Source organism: Algibacter sp. Ld11 (assembly GCF_045066735.1).
Lineage (GTDB): Bacteria > Bacteroidota > Bacteroidia > Flavobacteriales > Flavobacteriaceae > Algibacter.
Genome location: NZ_JBISHH010000024.1, coordinates 15,526 through 36,093, shown reverse-complemented (window position 1 = coordinate 36,093; position 20,568 = coordinate 15,526). Strand labels below are relative to the sequence as shown.

Genomic DNA, 20,568 nt, shown 5'->3' with positions numbered 1-20,568 from the left:
ATTAGAGTTGATTTAAAATTTATTGATTGTATAATTGAGTTTAAAATAAAAAGCACGCCCTGGTTTTTGTACTGATAGGTTGTCGTAAACAGGCTCATCAAAAATGTTTTTAACATCGAAGCTCATTACTAATTTTTTATTAGGAAAGGCATAGGTAATTCCAAAGTCTTGAACTAATTGTTCGGGTACTTTAAAGAAGTCGTCACCAACCGTGTTTGAGCCTTGAGAAACTAAATATGAAAATTCGTCTGTAAAATGAACAGAGTAGAATAGGTTTAGCATCGATTTTTTTTGAATGAGCTCTTTGAATGAGTAGCGTAAACTACCGTTCATGGTAAAGAATGGCGTGTTTGGAATATTGAATTCTGTGCCGGATGCTGTTTCACTGGTTAAATCGAATCGTGAGATATTATAGTTAAATACTAAATTTTTATTGTAAGTATAATTAAGCTGAGCATCTATACCTTTAGATTTTGCATTACCTTGATTAACGTATAGAATTAATTCATCATCTATGTTTAGAGAGGTTTCAATAGGTAAGCCAATTCTATCGGTTATATCTCTTATAAATGCATTAGTAGAAATTGTAAAGGTGTGTTTATTTATGTTGAAATTACCAAGCCTAAAACCTAAATTAAAGTTTCTGCTTATTTCAGGATTTAAACTTGGGTTTGCAATAACATTATCACCATCGTTACCAAAAACTTCAGTTTCGTTTGGTAATCTTATGGCTTTTTCGGCCGATGTTAATATGGTAACTTCTGGTGTAATTGTGTAAGAGGCTGCAAACCCGTAACCTTCATGATTATTATTTGCACTTACAATTTCATCAACAACACTATCGTTACCGGCATTGTCGGTTACAATAGCAGGATCGATACTCAAGGTTTTTTGGTTGTAATATTTTCCAAATATGCTTGTTTTAAGTTTGTTATTGATAGCAGATAGTTCGTAGGTTAGAGCGTAAATATTCTTGTATAAATCTCTAGTGCCCATAAAGGTATTTTCTAAAACGGTTCTTAAGGCATCACTATCTTCTCTTTCAATACTACTGTAAGCATGGTTGAATAATACTTTGTGATGTGGATTTATAGCATAGGATAACCCAGTTCTAACCGAGGCTACATCTCTTTTAATTTTGGACAATGTTGGACCACCTTCTTGTTGTGATCCCCAGGTATATTCATATTCATTTCCTCTAAAATCTATGGCTCTTTCACCATTCCAGCTATAGGCTGCAGCAACGGTATCGTTTACAGTTCGGTTTCTTTTACCGTATAAAGCATTAATATTTATATCAAAACCTTCTATAAAGAGGTCTTTCTTCTTATAAATTAAATTACCTAACAAAGCGTTAGATTCTAAAAATCTGTCTTTGTAAGGTGTAATGGTCATAAATGCACCATGTTGTACTTCTTTATAATCATCTGAACTTGTCATGCCAATAAAAAATTGATCGGCCCATTTTACGTTTGTAAACCCTATTTGTGCCATGCCTCCAGTAGATCTATAAGCATCGTTAAATCGTCTTGCTGTAATTGGGGTTTGTACTCCGCCTATGCCGGTAACAACAACGCTTCGCCCAGAAACTTTATAATCGTTGTCAGAATAATTATGAAACAGAGATGCCTTAACTGTAAAGCCAGATTTATCAAACCTATACAAGCCATTAACATTATTTTGAAATGTATTAAATGAGCCGTAAGAAGCCGAAGCGTTTAGGTAGGTTTTGGTAGAATTATGAAGTACAATGTTAATAGCCCCGCCTAAGGCATCATCGGCCAAATGTCCAGGAACAACACCTTTATAGACTTCAATGTTTTTAATCATGGATGCAGGAATACTATTTAAACTGTATGATGAGCCATACATGCTAATTGGAACACCATCAATAAATATTCTTACAGCACTACCCGATAAACCATTTAAGCTATATTCTACGTTTGAGCCTAAACCACCATTTTGACGGATTTTAACACCAACAGAAGTGTTAAGCATGTCGTTGGTTTGAATGTTTCTAATGCTAGCTTCTTTGGTTTCAATAACATTTACAGCAAAACCTTTATCTTCAATTTGTCTTTTTATCGTTTTTCCTGCAATTTGTATTTCTTTTAAATCTTGGTGTGAAGCAAATACTAAAGAAGCATTTACTGTTTTTTCAGAACTGTTTATGGTAATATCTATTGTTTTAACCTGTGCGTTTAGAGAATGAAATTGAAGTGTGTATAATCCATGAGGGATGTTATTAAAGTAATAATCCCCATTAATGTCCGAATTTGCTTCCTTTTGAAAGTTAGATCCTTTTAAGATAATATAAGCACCTAAAACGGGGTCGTTATTATCAAAATTAACTTTGCCATAAAGATCTCCGGTCTGACTAAAAACAATAGAGCTAAAGAAAAGCAGTAATAAAGTTGAAGTTTTTTGTGCTAATGGCATGAGTGATTTTTTTACAAAATTACTCTTATTTATATTCAGTCCAAATAAAAATAGTTGTTTTGATGATAATTTAATGCATCGCTATATTTGCTTGTAATTTGTAAGAAAAAATATGTTCCTATTAGGAATATTTAAGTTTTTGCTTGTTATTTTTAATTATTCTAAATAGTAACTTGTGCTTTATTTGTAGATTTAGAGCTACGAATATGGCTGAAATGAGCTAGGAATTCTAGCGGAAAGATAAATTTTTGTTCTATTTAATGAAATTGAAGGGTTTTTAAAACCCGAATTTAAGTTGTGCACTAACACTTTTAGGTTCTGGAACTTTTTTAGTTTCTGTATTTAAATTGGAGAGCGAAATACCAAGTAACCTAACTGAATTACTCATTTTTTCTTGATATAATAAATCTTTAGCCGTTTCTAAAATAATATTTTTATCACTTACAAAGTAGGGTAGTGTTTTGCTACGTGTTTGTAAACTAAAATCACTATATTTTATTTTTAAAGTTACCGTTTTGCCAGCAACGTTACTTTTTAACAAGCGTTTAGTAACTTCTTCTGCAATTTGTTTAAGTTTTTCCATCATAAAAACTTCAGATGATAGATTTTCACTAAAAGTACGCTCGGCGGCCAAACTTTTTCTAATACGGTTTGGTTTTACTTCACTGGTATGTATACCGCGAACAACGTTATAATAATAGCTGCCCGATTTACCAAAGTGCTCCTCTAGAAACTCTATAGATTTCTGTTTTAAATCTATGCCGGTAAAAATGCCTTTTTGATACATTTTTTCTGCGGTAACCTTTCCTACGCCATAAAATTTTCTAATATCTAGCATTTCTAAAAAAGAAATAACCTCTTCTGGATTTACAGTTTTTTGTCCGTTAGGTTTATTATAATCGCTGGCAATTTTGGCTATAAACTTATTAATAGAAATTCCAGCAGAAGCCGTTAATCCAACCTCATTAAATATGCGGTTTCTAATTTCTTCGGCAATCATGGAAGCACTTGGGTTCCCTTTTTTGTTTTGTGTAACATCGAGGTAAGCTTCGTCTAAAGATAGTGGTTCAACCAAATCGGTATAATCAAGAAAAATTTTTCTAATTTTTTTAGAGATTTCGGTGTAGCGTTCAAAATCGGTTTTCACAAAAATTAATTCTGGACATAGTTTAATTGCTAAATTTCCAGACATGGCGCTTTTTACTCCAAACTTTCGGGCTTCGTAACTTGCTGCGCTAATTACGCCACGCCTGCCACCACCACCAACAGCAATGGCTTTACCAATTAAATCAGGATTATCCAATTGCGCAACAGAGGCATAAAAGGCATCCATATCGACATGAATAATTTTTCTTATTGGTAAATCGCTTAACATAGTGTAAATTTATCAATTCATATTTAAGGGCAATTCTTAAACTTAATATTTTTAAAATATTTTCGCTTTCGCGGAATTTTCTATGATAGAAATAGAACGTAAATTTTTAGTAAAATCTGAAGCTTTTAAAGAAGAAGCTTTTAAGCAAACCCGTATCTCTCAGGGATTTTTAAATACAGATAAAGCGCGCACGGTTAGAATTAGGCTTAAAGGCGAGCAGGGTTTTATAACCATAAAAGGAGCATCTTCTAAAAGTGGATTATCTCGTTTTGAATGGGAAAAGGAAATCCCAAAGCAAGAAGCCGAGGCTTTGTTAGGTTTATGTGAACCTTCAATTATCGATAAAACCCGTTATGAAGTGAAAATGGGCCAACACATTTATGAAGTCGATGAGTTTTATGGCGATAATTCTGGGTTAATTGTTGCAGAAATAGAACTAAATAGTGAAACTGAAACGTATATAAAACCCGAGTGGTTGGGTAAAGAAGTTACCGGAGATGTAAAATATTACAATTCGCAATTAAGTAAGCAGCCTTTTAAATCTTGGATTAAATAACTTTATATTATTTGTTATGAAAAAATTAATACTACCATTTTTATGCATCTTTCTGTTAGTATCGTGTAAAAATGAGACAAAGCAAGGAGATTCTAATAGCAATGAACTTGGAACAGCGGTAAAAGATACTGTTATTGTTGAAGTCCCTAAAGTACCAATCGAAAAAACAATTAAAGAAATAAAAGAGGCATTAACAGCTAAGGGTTTTAAAACCTTTGAATATGTTGATGAAACTACTAAAGATACCATATTGATGCAGCAATATTTTATGGCCTTTTTGAAAAGGAGTGCTATTAAAATGCAAAATGAAGAAGAAAGTGAGCGTTTACAGAAGTTGCATATGGAACATTTATCAAAAATGCACGAATTAGGCTATGCTGATATTTCGGGGCCTTTTGGTGACGACGGAGATATTAGTGGTGTAACCATATATAATGTGCCAACGTTGAAAATGGCAGATAGTTTAGCAAAATCCGATCCGATGGTACAAGCAGGGCGTTTAGAAATTGAAATACATCCATGGTGGGCAGCAAAAGGCATTGGTTTAAGATAATACTTAAGGTTTTAAGTATAGGTGTATTTATAGTAAACGTATTATGCGTTTTTGCTTTATTGGTACTTCATTTTTTTATAAAAGATGGGGAGTTTAAGTTTGCTTATTGGTTCTATTTGTTTCCTTTACCCATAATAATTACTATAGTTTTGGTTTTTTCTGTTTTTCTTGGAAAACGTAGAAAATATAATCTTATTCTTGCTGGTATATTATTGATTATTTGGGTATTCAAGAGCTTTACCGTGAGTTTTCTTGAGGATGAAAAGGATACAGATATTGAAGTTGTTTTTTGGAATGCTTCTAGGGACGATGGTTTTAAGTCAGCTTTTATAGAAAATGGACACATTCCAGATATTATGGTTTTAAGTGAACCAAAAAAACGTAGTTTCGATAAAATAAAAGAAAAATATCCGCAATATTACTTCTATAAATCTAATGCCGAAATTGAGATTTTTTCAAAAACACCACTTCACATTGAAGAGGAAAAGAGTTCTAAATATAGTTCTACAATAGTTAAGTTTCGTTCTGCAGGTATTCAGTTTTATGCTGTAGATATGCAAGGTAGTTTTGATGTGCCTAAAGCATGGGAGTTTAAGTTTGCTTATGATATTATTGAAAACAGGAATAACACCATTATAGTTGGCGATTTTAATGCGCCTTATGAGTCTGTGTTTTTGAGTAATTTAGAAAAAAACTATACTCACTTCTTTTCAAAAAAAGGGAACGGTTTTAGAGAAACATGGCCATGGAATTTTCCGTTGTTATCTATAGATCATATATGGGTTTCTAAAGATTTAACTATTGTAAATTCTGCAAAAATAGCGACAAGAGATTCCGATCATAGTATGATTAAAACTGTGATTAGAAAATAATTTATTTCAAATTAAAATTTAAAGATTCCCTTTAGCAGATTCTACCATTTTCTTAGAGTTTCCTATAAAAATGGTGTCACCATTTATTATAACAGGTCTACTTAAAAATGTATAATGTTCTAAAATGTAATGCTTGTAATCACGCTCTGTTAAGTCTTGGTTTTTTAAATCCATTTCTTTGTAAAGTTTAGCACGTTTGCTAAATAGAGACTCGTAACTTCCAGACAGCGCTTGCATTTCTTCTACTTGAGTCACGGTTATAGGCTCTGTTTTAATATCCTGAAGTATATAATCTGCAGGAATATTAAGCTCTTTTAAAATTCTAATACAGGTGCTACATGTTTTTAAATAATATACTTTTTTCATGGCTTTTTGTTTAGAGCAAAATAACGTTAATTTTAAGTTTTATGCCAATTCAATCGAGAGTTTATTAGGGAATAATCTTTAATTTTCTAGACTTTTTTTGGTTTTAAGAGTATATTTATGCAAAAATTAAAATATGCAATTTACATTCAGCGTCTTAGCTAATATTCGTGCTATGGCACAAAAACATATTGAAAATAATACTTTGGAGGATTTAAATAAAATTCCAGAGGGGTTCAATAATAATATTATTTGGAATATAGCTCACATGGTAGTTACTACGCAAGTCTTAGCTTATAAGCTTTCTGGTTTGCCAATGGTGGTTAGTGATGAAATGATTGGTAAATATAAAAAAGATAGTAAACCTGAAGGTGATGTTACTCAGGCCGAGGTTGATGAGATTAAAGATTTATTAATTTCTACGATTACGAAGTTAGAAGCAGATTATAAAGCAGGTGTTTTTAAAAATTATACGGAGTATACCGTATCTACTACAGGAAATACATTAAGAAGTATTGATGATGTGTTACCGTTTGATTTGGTTCACGAAGGGATGCATTACGGTTATATTCTTGCATTATCTCGTGCTATTAAAGGCTAAGTAACTCTCAATTTCATTAAAAGGAATTTCGAATTCTATAATACCTGTTGAATATGGGGCGATTTCGTATGCGTTATAAAGTAGAACGATGCCTTCGTCGTTATACCCCATATTTTCAGGCAATTCAAATGCTTCTAATTCTGGCTCAAAAATATCTTTATCTTTTGTAGCTTCTTTAAAGTAAGGTAGCGCGATTTCTTTAAAGGCTTCAGTGTTGTTTATAAGGTTTTTATTCGGAATTATTTTTCCGGTAGCTGCATCAAAGTTTAAGAAAGAAACTTTGAGCATACCATGTGCACCACCTGTATTGATGTACGATGTTAGTGCTAAGCTGATTATTTCTATAGAGGTAAACATAATTTCACCATCAATTTGAGCCTCCCATGCTTGCGAGGTTTCAGGAAAATCAATTTGAAAAGTTTCAAATTCCTCATTAAAGTTTTTAACACTCTCTTCTATCGATTTCGCATTAATAGTGTTTGGCTCGCCAAGGTGTAAATTGGCTATAACCTGTTTTTCTATTTCAGAATTAATGACACTAGAAACTACTTGGTTACCTATTGCTTTGGGTATATTAACTTCAACAATACTGTTGTTTTCTGTAGTAATGTTTATATCTTCAAAAGTGGTGTTTACATCATCTTTACAGCTGAAAAATAAAGTGAAAAAACAAATTATAAGTATAGCATTTATTTTAAGCATGGGTTCTGTTATTTAGCATCATTAAAGATAATTATTGCATTTGAATACACCGAATTAAAAAGTATTAATATTTATAAAAACATATTAGAAATTATTTTCATAAATCCATTAAGTTTAGATAATGGCTTAAATTGAAAAAGGCCCATATTCTATTTAAATATGAGCCTTTATGTATGTTTTGAGTTTTATTAATCTAAGTAATAAATATATCCAACGTTAAACCACACGAGCCAATCGTTATTCTTGTTATAATCCAATTGGTGGTCAAGTCCGTCAACCCAGTCACTAAAGTAATATTGCCATCTTAAATCAATCATTAAATCCGAAACACGATCTAACTTATATCGCATTCCAACACTTGTTACGGTAGACCATGTACTACCTGGTGTAGCATCTACAGAACCAGGTTCCCATAGTGAATAAAAATTACCAGCATCGGTTACGTCTCCAATTGCTGTAGGGTCTGGATTAGCATAGCTTGTACTAACGCTTGGTGTAAATGCTGTATAGTGAATCCCTAAACTGACAAAAGGAGCCACTCTAGGTTGAAAAGATTGAAAAGCACGAATACTTAGCGGGTAAAATTCAAGTTGCGTCCCAATATCAAAATTTTCGGCAACACCTATATGTCCTCTAAGTTTATTGGCATCTGCACTATTTCTATTAGCGTCAACCCATTTTCCAACATGTTCTAAATTACTTTTATTATAAGATATTTCATTTCTTAGTTTAAAATGATCGTTAAAATAAGAATCTGTTGTGTAGCAATTACAGTCGGCTCTATATGAAAAATTTAGATAGTGTACGATACCAATACCAAAACCTGAATTTTCAAAATTTGTACTAGAGTTATCTCTTTGGCCGTAATCTGAACGAAATTGAACAGGGCCAGCTATAACGCCTATTTCATGGGAGAATCCCAATTGGGAAAATGCTGTTTGATAGGTAACAAACACGCAAATAAAACAAGCTAAACGCTTTAAGTTAAGCATAATTAGGATACTGTTTTTGAGGCATTAATAAAAGCAAATATAGAAAATCTCATGGAACTAGCAAATGTTTATACCATGCTCACTGGTGGAACGAAATATTATATTGCGAAATTTTAAAAAATTATGCTATATTTTTACAGATAACGTATATTTGCACTCGATAATTGTATATTATATAATTTTTAATACATTTTATAATAAATGAAAAATAATATTAAAGCATTTTTAGACCTAGTAAAGGAACGAAATGGTAATGAACCAGAATTTTTACAAGCAGTAGAAGAAGTTGCGGAAACAGTAATTCCGTACATTGTTAAACACGATATATATTACGGAAAAAATATTTTATTAAGGATGGTTGAGCCCGAACGTGTTATTACGTTTAGAGTTTGTTGGGTAGATGATGCCGGTGAAATTCAAGTAAATAGAGGGTATAGAATTCAAATGAATTCAGCTATTGGACCTTATAAAGGAGGGTTGCGTTTTCATCCAACGGTAAACATGAGTATTTTAAAGTTTTTAGCATTCGAGCAAGTCTTTAAAAATAGTTTAACCACGTTGCCAATGGGTGGCGGAAAAGGCGGAAGTGATTTTGATCCTAAGGGCAAGAGTGATAACGAAATTATGCGTTTTTGCCATGCTTTCATGGGAGAATTGTTTAGACATATTGGCCCAAATACAGATGTTCCTGCTGGAGATATTGGTGTAGGTTCACGAGAAATTGGCTTTTTATTTGGTATGTACAAAAAACTTAGAAATGAGTTTACGGGCGTATTAACAGGAAAAGGCATGTCTTGGGGCGGTTCTTTAATTAGACCAGAAGCTACAGGATATGGCAATGTATATTTTGCACAGAAAATGCTAGAAACCAAAAAAGATAGTTTTGATGGTAAAAGTGTTGTAATATCTGGCTCAGGTAATGTGGCGCAGTATGCAGCGGAAAAAGTTTTACAGTTAGGCGGCAAAGTACTTACACTTTCTGATTCTTCGGGGTATATATACGATGAAGAAGGCATTGATGAAGAAAAATTAGCTTTTGTAATGAATTTGAAGAATGTAAAACGTGGTAGAATAAGTGAGTACTTAGAAAGCTACCCTAATGCATCTTTTGTAAAAGGAAAAACACCTTGGGGTGTTAAATGTGATATTGCATTACCATGTGCCACGCAGAACGAATTAAATGAAGACGATGCAAAAACCTTAGTAAGTAATGGTTGTATTTGTGTTAGTGAAGGAGCAAATATGCCATCAACTAAAGAGGCAATAGCTGTATTTCACAATGCTAAAATATTATTTGCACCAGGAAAAGCTTCAAATGCTGGAGGGGTAGCAACCTCAGGATTAGAAATGACACAGAATTCTTTGCGTTTTAAATGGACAAGAGAAGAGGTAGATACTAAACTAAAAGATATCATGTCTGATATTCATAAATCATGTTTAGAGTTTGGTGAAGATGAAGATGGTTATGTAGACTATGTTCGTGGAGCAAATATTGCCGGCTTTGTAAAAGTAGCCGATGCCATGTTAGCACAAGGTGTAGTATAAAACTATAAAAAGCAACTTTTAATATAAAGCCTTCTGTTTATTCAGAAGGCTTTTTTATTTTAGTGAAGAATATAAAAGATTCACGGGTATAATATATTTTTTTCAAGCAAAACTCGTTAGTTATAAATATATTTGAATCGAAAAGCATTCCAATTAGTTTTTACTTAGAATTCAATAAGAAATAAGAATTTTAAACGAAATGTTTTTAATTCATTTTGATACAAAAAAGATGTTTAAGAAATTTATTATTTTTCTAATTTATATTGTTCCTCTATTGCAGTTTGCACAAGATTTTTCAAACCTTTGGCAAGGTTACTTTTCATACAACCAGGTCAATGAGGTTGTTAGGGGGAATAATAAAATATACGCAGCTTCAGATAATGCTATTTTTAGTTTTGATAATCAAACAAAAGTATTAGAAGAAATTACAACTATAAATGGTTTGTCTGGTGAAACTATTTCAACCATATACTATAGTGAAGCTTATGAGTTGTTGGTTGTTGGATATGAAAATGGATTACTTGAAATTGTCTTTGACGAAGACGATGATATTTTAACAGTTGTAGATATTGTAAATAAATCTACAATTTTAGACGGAGATAAAGTAATAAATCATATTCAAGCTAATGAAAAATATGTCTATTTATCTACTGGATATGGTATTTCTGTTTTTGATTTGGAGCGCTTAGAATTTGGAGATACTTACTTTATCGGTGATGGAGGAATACAAATAGAAGTAAGTCAAACTGCTCTTTTTGGTGATTATATTTATGCAGCATGTCGTGATGGTGGTGGATTAAAAAAAGCACCAATCGCGAGCCCTAACCTAATAGATTATAATAATTGGGAACAGGTTAGTACAGGTGAGTTTTTATCTGTACAAGCTAATGAAAATAAATTATACGCCATAAATACAAGTAAAAGATTATACGAGGTTAATAATAATGTTTTAACCAGTTTAAAAGTGTTTGCTGATACACCGCTTAAAACGAGTAGTTTAGATGAGAAGTTGATAATAACTACAAGTAATGATGTTTTTGTTTACGATGTAGATTTTACGTTACTCGCTCAAGCTTCAGATACCGCAGATTTTAATACAAATTTTAATGCCGCCACAATTGATTCTGATAATATTTATGTTGGAACTTCAAGTTTTGGGATTTTAGCCACTTCTATTGTAAATCCAATCGATTTTGAAGAAATTCATCCAGATGGTCCATTGCTAAACAAACCATTTTCAATACAAGCAGAGCCTAACGGCGTGTGGGTTACTTTTGGCGAATATACCTTGGAATATAATCCTTACCCATTAAATGCACGAGGTGTCAGTCATTTAAATAAAGAAACCTGGATAAATACTGATTATAGCAATGTATTTGGTGCAAAATCTTTGAATGCCATTTCTGTAAATCCATTAAATAATAAACAAGTTTTTGTAAGTTCTTTTTTTAGTGGTTTATTGGAGTTTAATGATGATGAACCTACGGTTTTGTATAATCAAACCAATAGTGGTTTAGAGTCTCTAGTATCAGGAAACCCTAGTTATGTTGATATACGAGTTGGTCAATCTATATTTGATAATATAGGATTACTTTGGTCAATTACAAGTAGGGTTGATAAACCACTAAAATCTTATAATCCAGATAATAACCAATGGGTTTCATATAGTTTTGAGTCGTTAATTGAAGATGCACTAAATGATAATTTAGGGTTCAGCGATTTAATTATAGATAACAATAATACCAAATGGATAGCAAGTTACTCAAAAGGTGTTATTGGGTTTAATGAAAATAATGGGAGCCCACTGTTGAAGAATTTAGATGAACTAAATGGTAATTTACCTATTAATTCTGTTAGAGCTCTAGCTGTAGATAATCGAAATCAATTATGGATTGGTACAGATAAAGGGTTAAGAGTTTTATACAACACGTCAAATTTTTTTACAGACGACAATGTTAGCACTTCAGAGATTATAATTTTAGAAGATGGTGTAGCGAAAGAACTTCTTTCTGAGCAATATGTTACAGATATTAAGGTAGATGGCTCTAACAACAAATGGATTTCTACTATTGATGCTGGTGTGTTTTATTTATCATCAGACGGTCAAGAAACAATTTATCATTTTACAACCGATAATTCTCCGCTACCATCAAATGCGGTAACAAATATATCTATTGAAGAAACCAATAGTATAATTTATTTTGGAACAGATAAAGGTTTAGTGTCTTTTAAATCTGGTGGGTCTTCCTCATCAGATGATTTGGAAACCGTTTATGCTTATCCAAATCCAGTTCGACCAAATTTTGATATCGTAGAAAAAAAGGTGAAAATAAAAAACATTTCAGATAATGTAAATATTAAAATCACTGATATCGAAGGGAATTTAGTTGCCGAGGCACAATCGCGAATTAATCTAAGGTATAATAATTATAACTTAGAAATAGATGGAGGAACGGTGTTTTGGAATGGAAAAAATATGGCGAATAATATTGTAGCTTCCGGCGTGTATTTAATTATGATTTCCGATTTAGATACCTTCGAAACAAAGGTTGTAAAATTAATGGTAGTTAGATAATGCTAGTTAAAACCAACGCCATTGTACTCTCTAAACTTAAATACAGAGACAACGATTTAATTATTAAATGCTACACCAAAGAACTCGGTGTTGTTAGTTTTTTGCTTCGTGGTGTTTTAAAAAGTAAAAAAGGAAGTGCTAAAATAGCGTACTTTCAATTGTTGTCTCAATTACATATTAGCGTTAATTACAAGGAGAGTCGTTCTTTGCAGAGCTTAAGTGAAGTGCATTTAAACCATTTGTATAGTAGTTTACATACACATGTTTTAAAAAGTGCCATAGTGATGTTTTTATCTGAAGTTTTAAGTAGTGCCTTACGCGAAGAAGAACAAAATGAAGCGCTTTTTAGCTACCTAGAGACCACCTTGTTGTGGTTAGATGAGCAAACCGATTATGCTAATTTTCATTTATTATTTTTAGTAAATTTAACCAAGTATTTAGGTTTTTATCCAGATAGTATGGATAGAGAATTAGATCATTTTAATTTAGTCGAAGGTAAATTTCAAGTGAGACAAGATATTCGAAACACTATTACTGGTGAAGATTTAAATCTTTTAAAAGAACTATTAGAAACACCATTTGATAGCTTGCAAAATGTGAAAATAAACGGAAGGCAAAGGCAATCGTTTTTAAATATGATTTTGCTATATTTTGAACTACATTTGGGGAGTTTTAAAACACCAAAATCCTTAAAAATTTTTAATCAAGTTTTTAGCTAAACATGAGAGTTTTCTGCAGCATATTTTTCTTATTATTTACGTTTCTAGCTTTGGCTCAAAACGTAAAAGTGCTTAATAAAACAACGCAAGAACCCGTTTTTGGTGTTGCCATTTATAATATTGATAAATCTAAATCTGAGATTACAAATTTTAGAGGAGAAGCATCTTTAGATGAGTTTGGTGAAGCCGAAGTTATTTACTTTAAACATTTGTCTCATATTTTAAAACAAACTACTAAACGAGATATTGGTGCTAGAAACAAAATATACTTAGAATCTAATACCGAAGGGCTTCAAGAAATTGTAATATCGGCCTCAAAATTCGAACAGAACAAAAGGGACATTCCTCAAAAAATAGTAAGTTTAAATACTGAAAACATAGCGTTTACTAATCCGCAAACGAGTGCCGATTTATTAGAAACTACCGGCCAGGTTTATGTGCAAAAAAGCCAAATGGGAGGAGGTAGCCCAATGATTCGAGGATTTTCAACTAATAGACTGCTTATAACCGTAGATGGTGTGCGCATGAATAATGCCATTTTTAGAGGTGGAAATCTTCAAAACGTAATAGCAATCGATCCGTTTTCAATACAAAATACCGAGGTAACACTTGGTGCGGGCTCAGTAATTTACGGTAGTGATGCCGTCGGTGGTGTTATGAGTTTTTATACGCAAACACCACAATTATCGTATACTGATTCACTTTTAGTAAAGGCCAATGCTGTTGTAAGGTATGCTTCGGCAAGTAAGGAAAAAACGGGGCATTTCGATATTAATTTGGGTTATAAAAACTGGGGTTTTGTTACTAGCGCTAGTTATACAGATTTTGGCGATTTAAAAATGGGAAAAAATGGACCAGACGATTATTTAAGACCTGAATATGTTGTAACTACTGCCGATGGTGATATTATTCAAGAAAACAGCAACCCCTTGTTACAGAAATATTCTGGTTACAATCAGTTAAACATTATGCAAAAAGTGCGGTATGAGCCTTTGGAAAATTTAAGTTTCGATTTGGGTTTGTTTTATACCACATCATCCAATATTCCAAGATACGATCGTTTAATTAGATATCGTAGCGGTACATTACGTTCGGCAGAATGGAATTACGGGCCGCAAAATTGGTTTATGTCTAATTTGCAGGTAACAAAATTAAGTAGTAACTCCAATCTTTACGATAAAATTAAAGCCACCTTAGCTTATCAAAATTTTGAAGAAAGCAGAATGGATCGCGATTATCAGTCGTCTATAAGAAGTATTCGTGAAGAAGCTGTAGATGCTTATTCTTTTAATTTAGATTTAGAAAAAACATTTAACTCTAAAACTCAGTTTTTTTATGGTTTTGAGTACGTTTACAACAAGGTGTCATCGTATGGAGAAGATACCAATATCGAGACAAACATCACCGAGCCAACAGTGTCCCGTTACCCAAATGGAGCGACATGGCAATCTGCTGCAGTTTACTCTAGTATAAAATATAAGCCTAATACTAAGTTTGTGTTTCAGTCTGGGTTACGCTTCAATCATATTGTGTCTAAGGCCGATTTTACCGAGAACAATGTTTATCTAAATTTACCATTTGCAGTCTCTAATAACGAAGCTGGCGCACTTACGGGCACAGCTGGAATAAGTTGGTCTCCAAACAAAATTATGCAATGGAAAGTAAATGCATCATCCGCTTTTAGAGCACCAAATATTGACGATATTGGCAAGGTTTTCGATTCCGAACCAGGGTCTGTAGTTGTGCCTAACGATAATTTGAAGCCCGAATATGCTTATGGTGGAGAAGTAGGATTAAAACTGAATTTTGACGATACTTTTATTTTAGACCTAAACACGTATTACACCTATTTGAATAATGCCTTGGTGCGTCGGGATTATAGCCTAAATGGCGAAACAGAAATTATGTACGATGGCGAATTAAGTAACGTTCAAGCCATTCAAAATGCATCCAAAGCTTGGATTTATGGTTTTGAAGTTGGGTTGAAATATCATATATCAAAGCGGCTAAAACTAACCTCTCAGTATAACATTATTGGTGGTACAGAAGAAGACGAAGGGATTGAAGTTCCAATTAGACATGTAGCACCTTATTTTGGGAATACACATTTTATATGGGCGAAAAACAAGTTAAAAATTGATGCATTTGCGAATTATAATAGCGAATTGTCTTTTAATCAATTAGCGCCTTCTGAAATTGAAAAAGATTATATATATGCCTTAGATACTAACGGAAACCCGTATTCTCCAGCTTGGTATACTCTTAATTTAAGATCACAATATCAATTGTGCAAAAGCACATCGGTTTCGGCAAGTGTAGAAAACATTACCAACCAACGTTACAAAACCTACTCTTCAGGCATTGCAGCGGCTGGATTAAATGTTATTTTAGCATTAAAGTATAGCTTGTAAACATCGAGTAAAGCTCTTTATCTTTTTATGGCTTTTTTAGTAATTACTTCGCCTGTAGAAAGTTCTACCTGAGCAAGATAAATTGCGGTATTTATATTGGAAAGACTGAAGGTTTCCGAGCTATTTGCACCTTTAAATTGATAAAGTTTTCTACCAAACAAATCGTAAATAACAATAGAACTTATAGTAGAACTCGTTCCTGTTTTAAATGTAACACGGTTGCTATCGCGTTGAATAATTTGTAATGTGCTTTCGTTATTTATTATGGCATCGGTAGTTAAGGTGCTATCTGCTTTAAATACAACTTCAAAACGATTTTGGAATTCTCCAGTTTCAGAAGTGAAGTTATAATCGCCTTCAGATAAGTTGTGATAGATATTCAGTAAATTATCCTTTAAATAAACGGTGTTATTATTTAAAAAATCACCTTGTAATTTATCGATAGATAAAACATATGGTATGTTGTTATTAATATAATTATTGAATCCAATATGTATAACTTCTTCTTCGTTTATACTTTCTACTGCTTTACCTTGTATAGCAAACTTTTTATTCGATCCATCGATAGTAGAGTATAATGCAGCACCACTATTTTCTGGGTATTTAGTGGCATCATAGGTTAATCCATCATCTTCGTTAGTTGCTCCGTTTATATAGCTAATTAAAATCTGATTGTAAATACCAACATCCGATGTTAAATTAATCCATAATTTATCGGCAATAGCGGTGTTTTTAGATGATACACCTTTAAAAAACAAACTATTTGCTGTTACATCGGTTACACGCATGGCATTGTTAAATGTAACAGTAGCTGTTGCTATGTCTCCAGAGGTAGAAATAGGTGTTACACCATCCGAAAAAACAACAAAAAAGCCTTGGCCTGAAGGAATTGCTCTATGTCCGCTTGGCGTTAATACAACTGCAGAAGTTCCATCGCCACCTGTAGTTTCACCAGAGGCGTTTATAATAGAAAAATCATCATTCGAGAAATTAAGCGGTTCGTTTCCGTTTGCTACGGAAGAAGGTGGCGTGTTCTGAGACCATAAAAATATGGCGCCATTTAAATAGCCTGGCCCTGCTATCGAGGTAGAGATATTACTGTTGGTGGCCAAAAATAAATCTGCATCAATAGCCGATGGGTATGGATTACCAACAAAGTTCCAGTTATTATCATTGGGTTCCGAGTCATTTCTGTGAATAGGTACGGTTATTACACCGTTATTAAAATCGCCCTCAAAGGTATAACTAAATTGGTATGGAGGAGCACCCGGACCAGAAAAGCCAGAAGGGTCGTGCATAGATGCGTAGCCAATACCTGGCTGCATAACAGTAGTTCCGTATACACGTTCCCAATCGTCGCCATTATCGTCAAAATCATCTTGGCCGGTTACTGTTGCATTGTTATTATTAGTTTCTGCAGTAGCATCCAAAAAGTTTTCCGCCTTAAATAGATAGCGTCTATAAACGTTAGATTCAAATAAACCATTAGCAATGGTTTCTCCAAGTACAGGAGAACTCCAATATGTGTATTCGTACCAGTTGTTTGATGGTGCAGTCATTTTTGTAACTTCAATTGTGCCGTTGTTAGTAATTATACTCAAATCTTCATTTTGAACAAAAGCACCTTGAGAAGCCACATATATGGATGCTGTTGCTTCTACAGTTAAGTCGTTTTCAACTTCCACAAAAGTGGCGTCTCCAATAGTTAAAGTATTTCCAGAACTAACGATTAAACTGCAAGCTTGAAAACTACCTTCAATACTAGTGTTATAGTCTGCATTAATAACGACTTCGGTAGTTAGGTCTGCTGTGCCACTCCAAGTTCCGTTCCATGTTACAGTAGATCCACAAGGTGAACACGAGAAAGTACAACTGCTAAAAGTTATCCGGCTATTGGAAAGGTTCCAGTTCGCATTGTTAGATACTTCAGATAAAATAAGTGCAGGGTCAGATTCTACGGAACAGTCATACTCTGCATTGTCTGTATTTCCAATAGCTACGGCATTTGCACCATTAGTTAAACCAGGAGGTAGAGCAGATGTGTTAGAGCTGGTTGAATTAGACCAACTCGATGAATTAAAATTAACCGCATAAATAAAAGCAGGACTGGCATCAGTACCTTGATATGCTAATATTTGATCTCCATTTGTATTTAATGAAAATGAACTAAATGTTGTCAATGAGCCTGTGGAGGGTGACCATCCACTAATGTTTTCAATTGTAACCAAGGTTCCGCAAGGCAAATCTGTGTTTGCAGTCCAGGTTATTGTTCCCTCGTTAGCTCTAAAACTACCGGACGTCATCCAACCATTATCAGTAAACTTAATAGTTGTGGTATTTAATATATCGGTTAGTAATACAAAAGTAAATGCGTCAGGGTTATCAGAGTTAAATGCGGTAATTGCAATATCGCCAGCACTTAATGTTGTTTGTCCAAAGCCAAAATCAAAGGCTAAAAGCATTAGTATTAAAAAGAATAGCTTTTTCAAAATTCTTAGGGATTAAAAGTTCTATTTTTATTACTATTTAGGTAGTTTTGGTTACGCTAAAATAAGCAATAATTTAATAAACAGTTTTTAAATTCAGACGTATCGACTAGTTTTTTAAGTCGGTTGGTAAATGTCTGTAGATAAGCTGTTTTGTTATTTTTTCAGTAATTACCTTTTTAAATATATTTTAGTCACTTGTTTTTTACAATTTTTAAAACCTATGTTGAGGTTATTAAAACAAGGGTAAAATACAATTTTATTTAATCTAATTGTTATTTTTGCTACTTATGCAGCGTTCTACAAAATCTTATACTTTACAAGAAGCTACCAAAAAAATGGAGCATTATTGCGCGTATCAAGAGCGTTGCCATCAAGAGGTTAGGCAAAAACTAACCAGCATGAATATGATTCCTGAAATTATAGATATCGTCACCGTGCATCTTATCGAAAACAACTATCTCAACGAAGAACGATTTGCCAAAGCCTTTGCGCGCGGAAAGTTTCGTATTAAGCGTTGGGGTAGAGTGCGCATATCCATGGAACTCAAGAAAAAAGACGTTAGTAAAGTTAATATAAATGAAGCACTTTTAGAAATTGAAAATGAGGATTATGTCGAGATTTTCAATGAGTTAGCCGAGAAAAAAGTAGAAATACTAAAAGAGCGTGACGTTTATAAGAAGCGGAAAAAATTTGTAGACTATTTTCTGTATCGCGGTTGGGAGTCTTATTTAGTTTACGAAAAAGCCCACGAAATCATTAAATAAAAGCATAAAAAAAAGCTGATAGAAATAATTTTCTATCAGCTTTTTTTATAAAAGTGATCCTCAAAAAAGTAAGGAAAACTAAATATTATAAGTTAAATACCATACCTAAATTAACCGTAAATTGGTTGTGTAAAGTTTCCGCAGCAGTTAAATCACCAGACTTATACTTTGCAAACGGAGCGTTAAACTCTGTGTAAACACCAAAACCATCAGAGAAAAAGTAGCGTGCACCTAAATGACCACCAAAGTTCTTAAGTCCAAGGCTTAAACCAGGATACACATCAAAGTTATCATCGATATTAATTACGTTACCAAGGTTAGCATTAAAACGCGCTCTTAAATCAAAACGAGTATCAAAGGCATCATCAAGAATTACATCATCAACACCTAAAAGGTAAGAAGAAGATAAACCGATAGAAATGTTTTCGCCAACGCCAAAATCGTAGCTTAAATTAAGTCCTGTACCGTTTTCTTGTAAGTTAGCACCTACTTGAAATTTGTTGTCGCCTTTACCCATAAATGCTTGCGAGTTTGCAAACGATACGCTAAGTACAACTAATACTAATACTAATAAATTTTTATTCATGATCTGAGTTTTATTTGAGTCGGCAAAGATATTACAACTTTTTTAAAATCAAAGGTTTAATTTACAAATGCTTGTTTGTACGCAGTATAGCTTGGTCATTTTTCCAATCAATCCACTTTTGCCCTTTAATCCTACGCATTAAATTATCGTAATTCCGCATAATAAATACATTGTAAATTGCTTTACCAAAGTGTTTTGGGTTTCTAGCAATAGCGCGTAAACTCATAGAAAAACCAGGCGTAATATAGCGCATATAGTGCCAATAACCTTCGGGCATATAAAGTACTTCGCCATGGTTAAGTTCGGTTTTAAAACCTGTGGCTTTTTTTAATGCTGGCCATTTTTCAAAATCAGGATTATTAAAATCAATATCCTCGCGAGTAATTAGGGCGTGCGGCACTTTGTATAAAAATTTGTTCTGGTTTTGGTCAAATAAAATGCACTGCTTTTTACCCTCAAAATGAAAGTGAAAAATATTAGCCAAATCAATATCGTAATGCATAAACGTATGCGAGTTTTCTCCACCAAAAAACAACATCGGTATACCTTTCATTAAACGCAAACCAAAATCTGGAAATGTAAAATCTTTCTGTAAAGCAGGAATTTCTTTTAAAGCATTCCATAAAAATATCCTGAATTTAGTGGGCTCACGCTTTAGCAAGTCTATATAATCGGCAAGTTTCATTTTAGCATGTGGCTCATTAAAACCATCCTTAAAATCTACAGGTCTATCGTCGTAAAGTGGTACGGTAATATCGCCGCCAACTTGTTTCATGTACTCTAAATTCCATTTGGAATACGCTGGCCAGTCATCAATAAAATGCTCAATAACCACAGGCTTTTGCGGTGTAAAGTAGTGTTTTATAAAATCCGATTTCGTAATGTGTTTTACGCGCGGAATATCCTGTAAGTTCAACGTCAAAGCTTGTTTGTTTTCGGGTTCAAAGTTAAGAAAACGTTACCGATTTAAAAATACTAATTTGGGCGTTACCCAAAAGGGTCGGGCTATCACTACTCGCTCCTCCT

17 protein-coding genes are annotated in these 20,568 nt (G+C 33.2%); 9 read left to right on the top strand and 8 right to left on the bottom strand.

Annotation, left to right across the window (positions count from 1 at the left end; genetic code table 11):
* Positions 1-12: 12 nt before the first annotated feature.
* Complete coding sequence (locus ACJJV4_RS10670; protein WP_405294231.1) at positions 13-2,439, bottom strand: TonB-dependent receptor domain-containing protein; 2,427 nt, start codon at positions 2,437-2,439, stop codon at positions 13-15.
* Positions 2,440-2,716: 277 nt separating this feature from the next.
* Complete coding sequence (dinB, locus tag ACJJV4_RS10665) at positions 2,717-3,814, bottom strand: DNA polymerase IV (RefSeq protein ID WP_405294228.1); 1,098 nt, start codon at positions 3,812-3,814, stop codon at positions 2,717-2,719.
* Positions 3,815-3,896: 82 nt separating this feature from the next.
* Here dinB and ACJJV4_RS10660 point away from each other — a divergent pair, with 82 nt between their 5' ends.
* The 3 genes from ACJJV4_RS10660 (at position 3,897) to ACJJV4_RS10650 (ending at position 5,795) form a co-directional block, all read left to right on the top strand.
* Positions 3,897-4,370, top strand: coding sequence for a CYTH domain-containing protein (locus tag ACJJV4_RS10660; protein ID WP_405294226.1), 474 nt, complete (start codon positions 3,897-3,899; stop codon positions 4,368-4,370).
* A gap of 16 nt (positions 4,371-4,386) precedes the next feature.
* Entirely contained in the window at positions 4,387-4,923 is a 537-nt protein-coding gene (locus tag ACJJV4_RS10655; protein WP_405294224.1) for a YciI family protein, read from the top strand.
* A 242-nt stretch (positions 4,924-5,165) separates the two neighbouring features.
* Positions 5,166-5,795, top strand: a complete 630-nt coding sequence (locus ACJJV4_RS10650) for an endonuclease/exonuclease/phosphatase family protein (protein ID WP_405294222.1) — start codon at positions 5,166-5,168, stop codon at positions 5,793-5,795.
* Between the two features lie 18 nt (positions 5,796-5,813).
* On the opposite strand, the gene ACJJV4_RS10645 is transcribed toward ACJJV4_RS10650, so the two are convergent.
* On the bottom strand, positions 5,814-6,161 hold the full coding sequence (locus ACJJV4_RS10645; RefSeq protein WP_405294220.1) for an arsenate reductase family protein: 348 nt from the start codon (positions 6,159-6,161) through the stop codon (positions 5,814-5,816).
* Between the two features lie 133 nt (positions 6,162-6,294).
* Here ACJJV4_RS10645 and ACJJV4_RS10640 point away from each other — a divergent pair, with 133 nt between their 5' ends.
* A complete protein-coding gene (locus tag ACJJV4_RS10640) occupies positions 6,295-6,759 on the top strand; it encodes a DinB family protein (protein WP_405294218.1) in 465 nt (154 codons plus the stop codon).
* Here ACJJV4_RS10640 and ACJJV4_RS10635 read toward each other — a convergent pair.
* Together ACJJV4_RS10635 and ACJJV4_RS10630 are read right to left on the bottom strand one after the other, a co-directional pair.
* On the bottom strand, positions 6,736-7,461 hold the full coding sequence (locus tag ACJJV4_RS10635; RefSeq protein WP_405294216.1) for a DUF3298 domain-containing protein: 726 nt from the start codon (positions 7,459-7,461) through the stop codon (positions 6,736-6,738). The genes ACJJV4_RS10640 and ACJJV4_RS10635 overlap by 24 nt on opposite strands.
* Before the next feature lie 188 nt (positions 7,462-7,649).
* On the bottom strand, positions 7,650-8,453 hold the full coding sequence (locus ACJJV4_RS10630; protein WP_405294214.1) for a THC0290_0291 family protein: 804 nt from the start codon (positions 8,451-8,453) through the stop codon (positions 7,650-7,652).
* A 201-nt stretch (positions 8,454-8,654) separates the two neighbouring features.
* On the opposite strand from ACJJV4_RS10630, the gene gdhA reads away from it, so the two are divergent.
* From gdhA to ACJJV4_RS10610, 4 genes are all read left to right on the top strand, one after another.
* The gene (gdhA, locus tag ACJJV4_RS10625) at positions 8,655-9,998 is read left to right on the top strand and encodes an NADP-specific glutamate dehydrogenase (protein WP_405294212.1); all 1,344 of its coding nucleotides are present in this window, start codon (positions 8,655-8,657) and stop codon (positions 9,996-9,998) included.
* Between the two features lie 229 nt (positions 9,999-10,227).
* Complete coding sequence (locus tag ACJJV4_RS10620; protein ID WP_405294210.1) at positions 10,228-12,573, top strand: two-component regulator propeller domain-containing protein; 2,346 nt, start codon at positions 10,228-10,230, stop codon at positions 12,571-12,573.
* The gene (gene recO, locus ACJJV4_RS10615; RefSeq protein WP_405294208.1) at positions 12,573-13,292 is read left to right on the top strand and encodes a DNA repair protein RecO; all 720 of its coding nucleotides are present in this window, start codon (positions 12,573-12,575) and stop codon (positions 13,290-13,292) included. The genes ACJJV4_RS10620 and recO overlap by 1 nt, the downstream gene beginning before the upstream one ends.
* Before the next feature lie 2 nt (positions 13,293-13,294).
* Complete coding sequence (locus tag ACJJV4_RS10610; protein WP_405294206.1) at positions 13,295-15,703, top strand: TonB-dependent receptor plug domain-containing protein; 2,409 nt, start codon at positions 13,295-13,297, stop codon at positions 15,701-15,703.
* 17 nt (positions 15,704-15,720) lie between these two features.
* On the opposite strand, the gene ACJJV4_RS10605 is transcribed toward ACJJV4_RS10610, so the two are convergent.
* A complete protein-coding gene (locus ACJJV4_RS10605; RefSeq protein WP_405294204.1) occupies positions 15,721-18,192 on the bottom strand; it encodes a T9SS type A sorting domain-containing protein in 2,472 nt (823 codons plus the stop codon).
* Positions 18,193-18,527: 335 nt separating this feature from the next.
* Between ACJJV4_RS10605 and ACJJV4_RS10600 the strand changes: the two genes are divergently transcribed.
* Positions 18,528-18,956 (top strand): regulatory protein RecX, encoded by a 429-nt coding sequence (locus tag ACJJV4_RS10600; RefSeq protein WP_405294202.1) that lies wholly within the window; start codon positions 18,528-18,530, stop codon positions 18,954-18,956.
* 85 nt (positions 18,957-19,041) lie between these two features.
* Here ACJJV4_RS10600 and ACJJV4_RS10595 read toward each other — a convergent pair whose 3' ends face one another.
* Positions 19,042-19,542, bottom strand: coding sequence for a DUF6646 family protein (locus ACJJV4_RS10595; protein ID WP_405294200.1), 501 nt, complete (start codon positions 19,540-19,542; stop codon positions 19,042-19,044).
* A 61-nt stretch (positions 19,543-19,603) separates the two neighbouring features.
* The gene (locus ACJJV4_RS10590) at positions 19,604-20,464 is read right to left on the bottom strand and encodes a cupin-like domain-containing protein (RefSeq protein ID WP_405294198.1); all 861 of its coding nucleotides are present in this window, start codon (positions 20,462-20,464) and stop codon (positions 19,604-19,606) included.
* Between the last annotated feature and the right edge of the window lie 104 nt (positions 20,465-20,568).

What these genes read in the sequence shown, in the direction of transcription:
- ACJJV4_RS10670 (WP_405294231.1), bottom strand. Translation starts at nt 2,439, where the DNA reads ATGCCATTAGCACAAAAAACTTCAACTTTATTACTGCTTTTCTTTAGC.
- ACJJV4_RS10595 (WP_405294200.1), bottom strand. Translation starts at nt 19,542, where the DNA reads ATGAATAAAAATTTATTAGTATTAGTATTAGTTGTACTTAGCGTATCG.
- ACJJV4_RS10620 (WP_405294210.1), top strand. Translation starts at nt 10,228, where the DNA reads ATGTTTAAGAAATTTATTATTTTTCTAATTTATATTGTTCCTCTATTG.
- recO (WP_405294208.1), top strand. Translation starts at nt 12,573, where the DNA reads ATGCTAGTTAAAACCAACGCCATTGTACTCTCTAAACTTAAATACAGA.
- dinB (WP_405294228.1), bottom strand. Translation starts at nt 3,814, where the DNA reads ATGTTAAGCGATTTACCAATAAGAAAAATTATTCATGTCGATATGGAT.
- ACJJV4_RS10635 (WP_405294216.1), bottom strand. Translation starts at nt 7,461, where the DNA reads ATGCTTAAAATAAATGCTATACTTATAATTTGTTTTTTCACTTTATTT.
- gdhA (WP_405294212.1), top strand. Translation starts at nt 8,655, where the DNA reads ATGAAAAATAATATTAAAGCATTTTTAGACCTAGTAAAGGAACGAAAT.
- ACJJV4_RS10655 (WP_405294224.1), top strand. Translation starts at nt 4,387, where the DNA reads ATGAAAAAATTAATACTACCATTTTTATGCATCTTTCTGTTAGTATCG.
- ACJJV4_RS10640 (WP_405294218.1), top strand. Translation starts at nt 6,295, where the DNA reads ATGCAATTTACATTCAGCGTCTTAGCTAATATTCGTGCTATGGCACAA.
- ACJJV4_RS10600 (WP_405294202.1), top strand. Translation starts at nt 18,528, where the DNA reads ATGGAGCATTATTGCGCGTATCAAGAGCGTTGCCATCAAGAGGTTAGG.
- ACJJV4_RS10660 (WP_405294226.1), top strand. Translation starts at nt 3,897, where the DNA reads ATGATAGAAATAGAACGTAAATTTTTAGTAAAATCTGAAGCTTTTAAA.
- ACJJV4_RS10610 (WP_405294206.1), top strand. Translation starts at nt 13,295, where the DNA reads ATGAGAGTTTTCTGCAGCATATTTTTCTTATTATTTACGTTTCTAGCT.
- ACJJV4_RS10630 (WP_405294214.1), bottom strand. Translation starts at nt 8,453, where the DNA reads ATGCTTAACTTAAAGCGTTTAGCTTGTTTTATTTGCGTGTTTGTTACC.
- ACJJV4_RS10645 (WP_405294220.1), bottom strand. Translation starts at nt 6,161, where the DNA reads ATGAAAAAAGTATATTATTTAAAAACATGTAGCACCTGTATTAGAATT.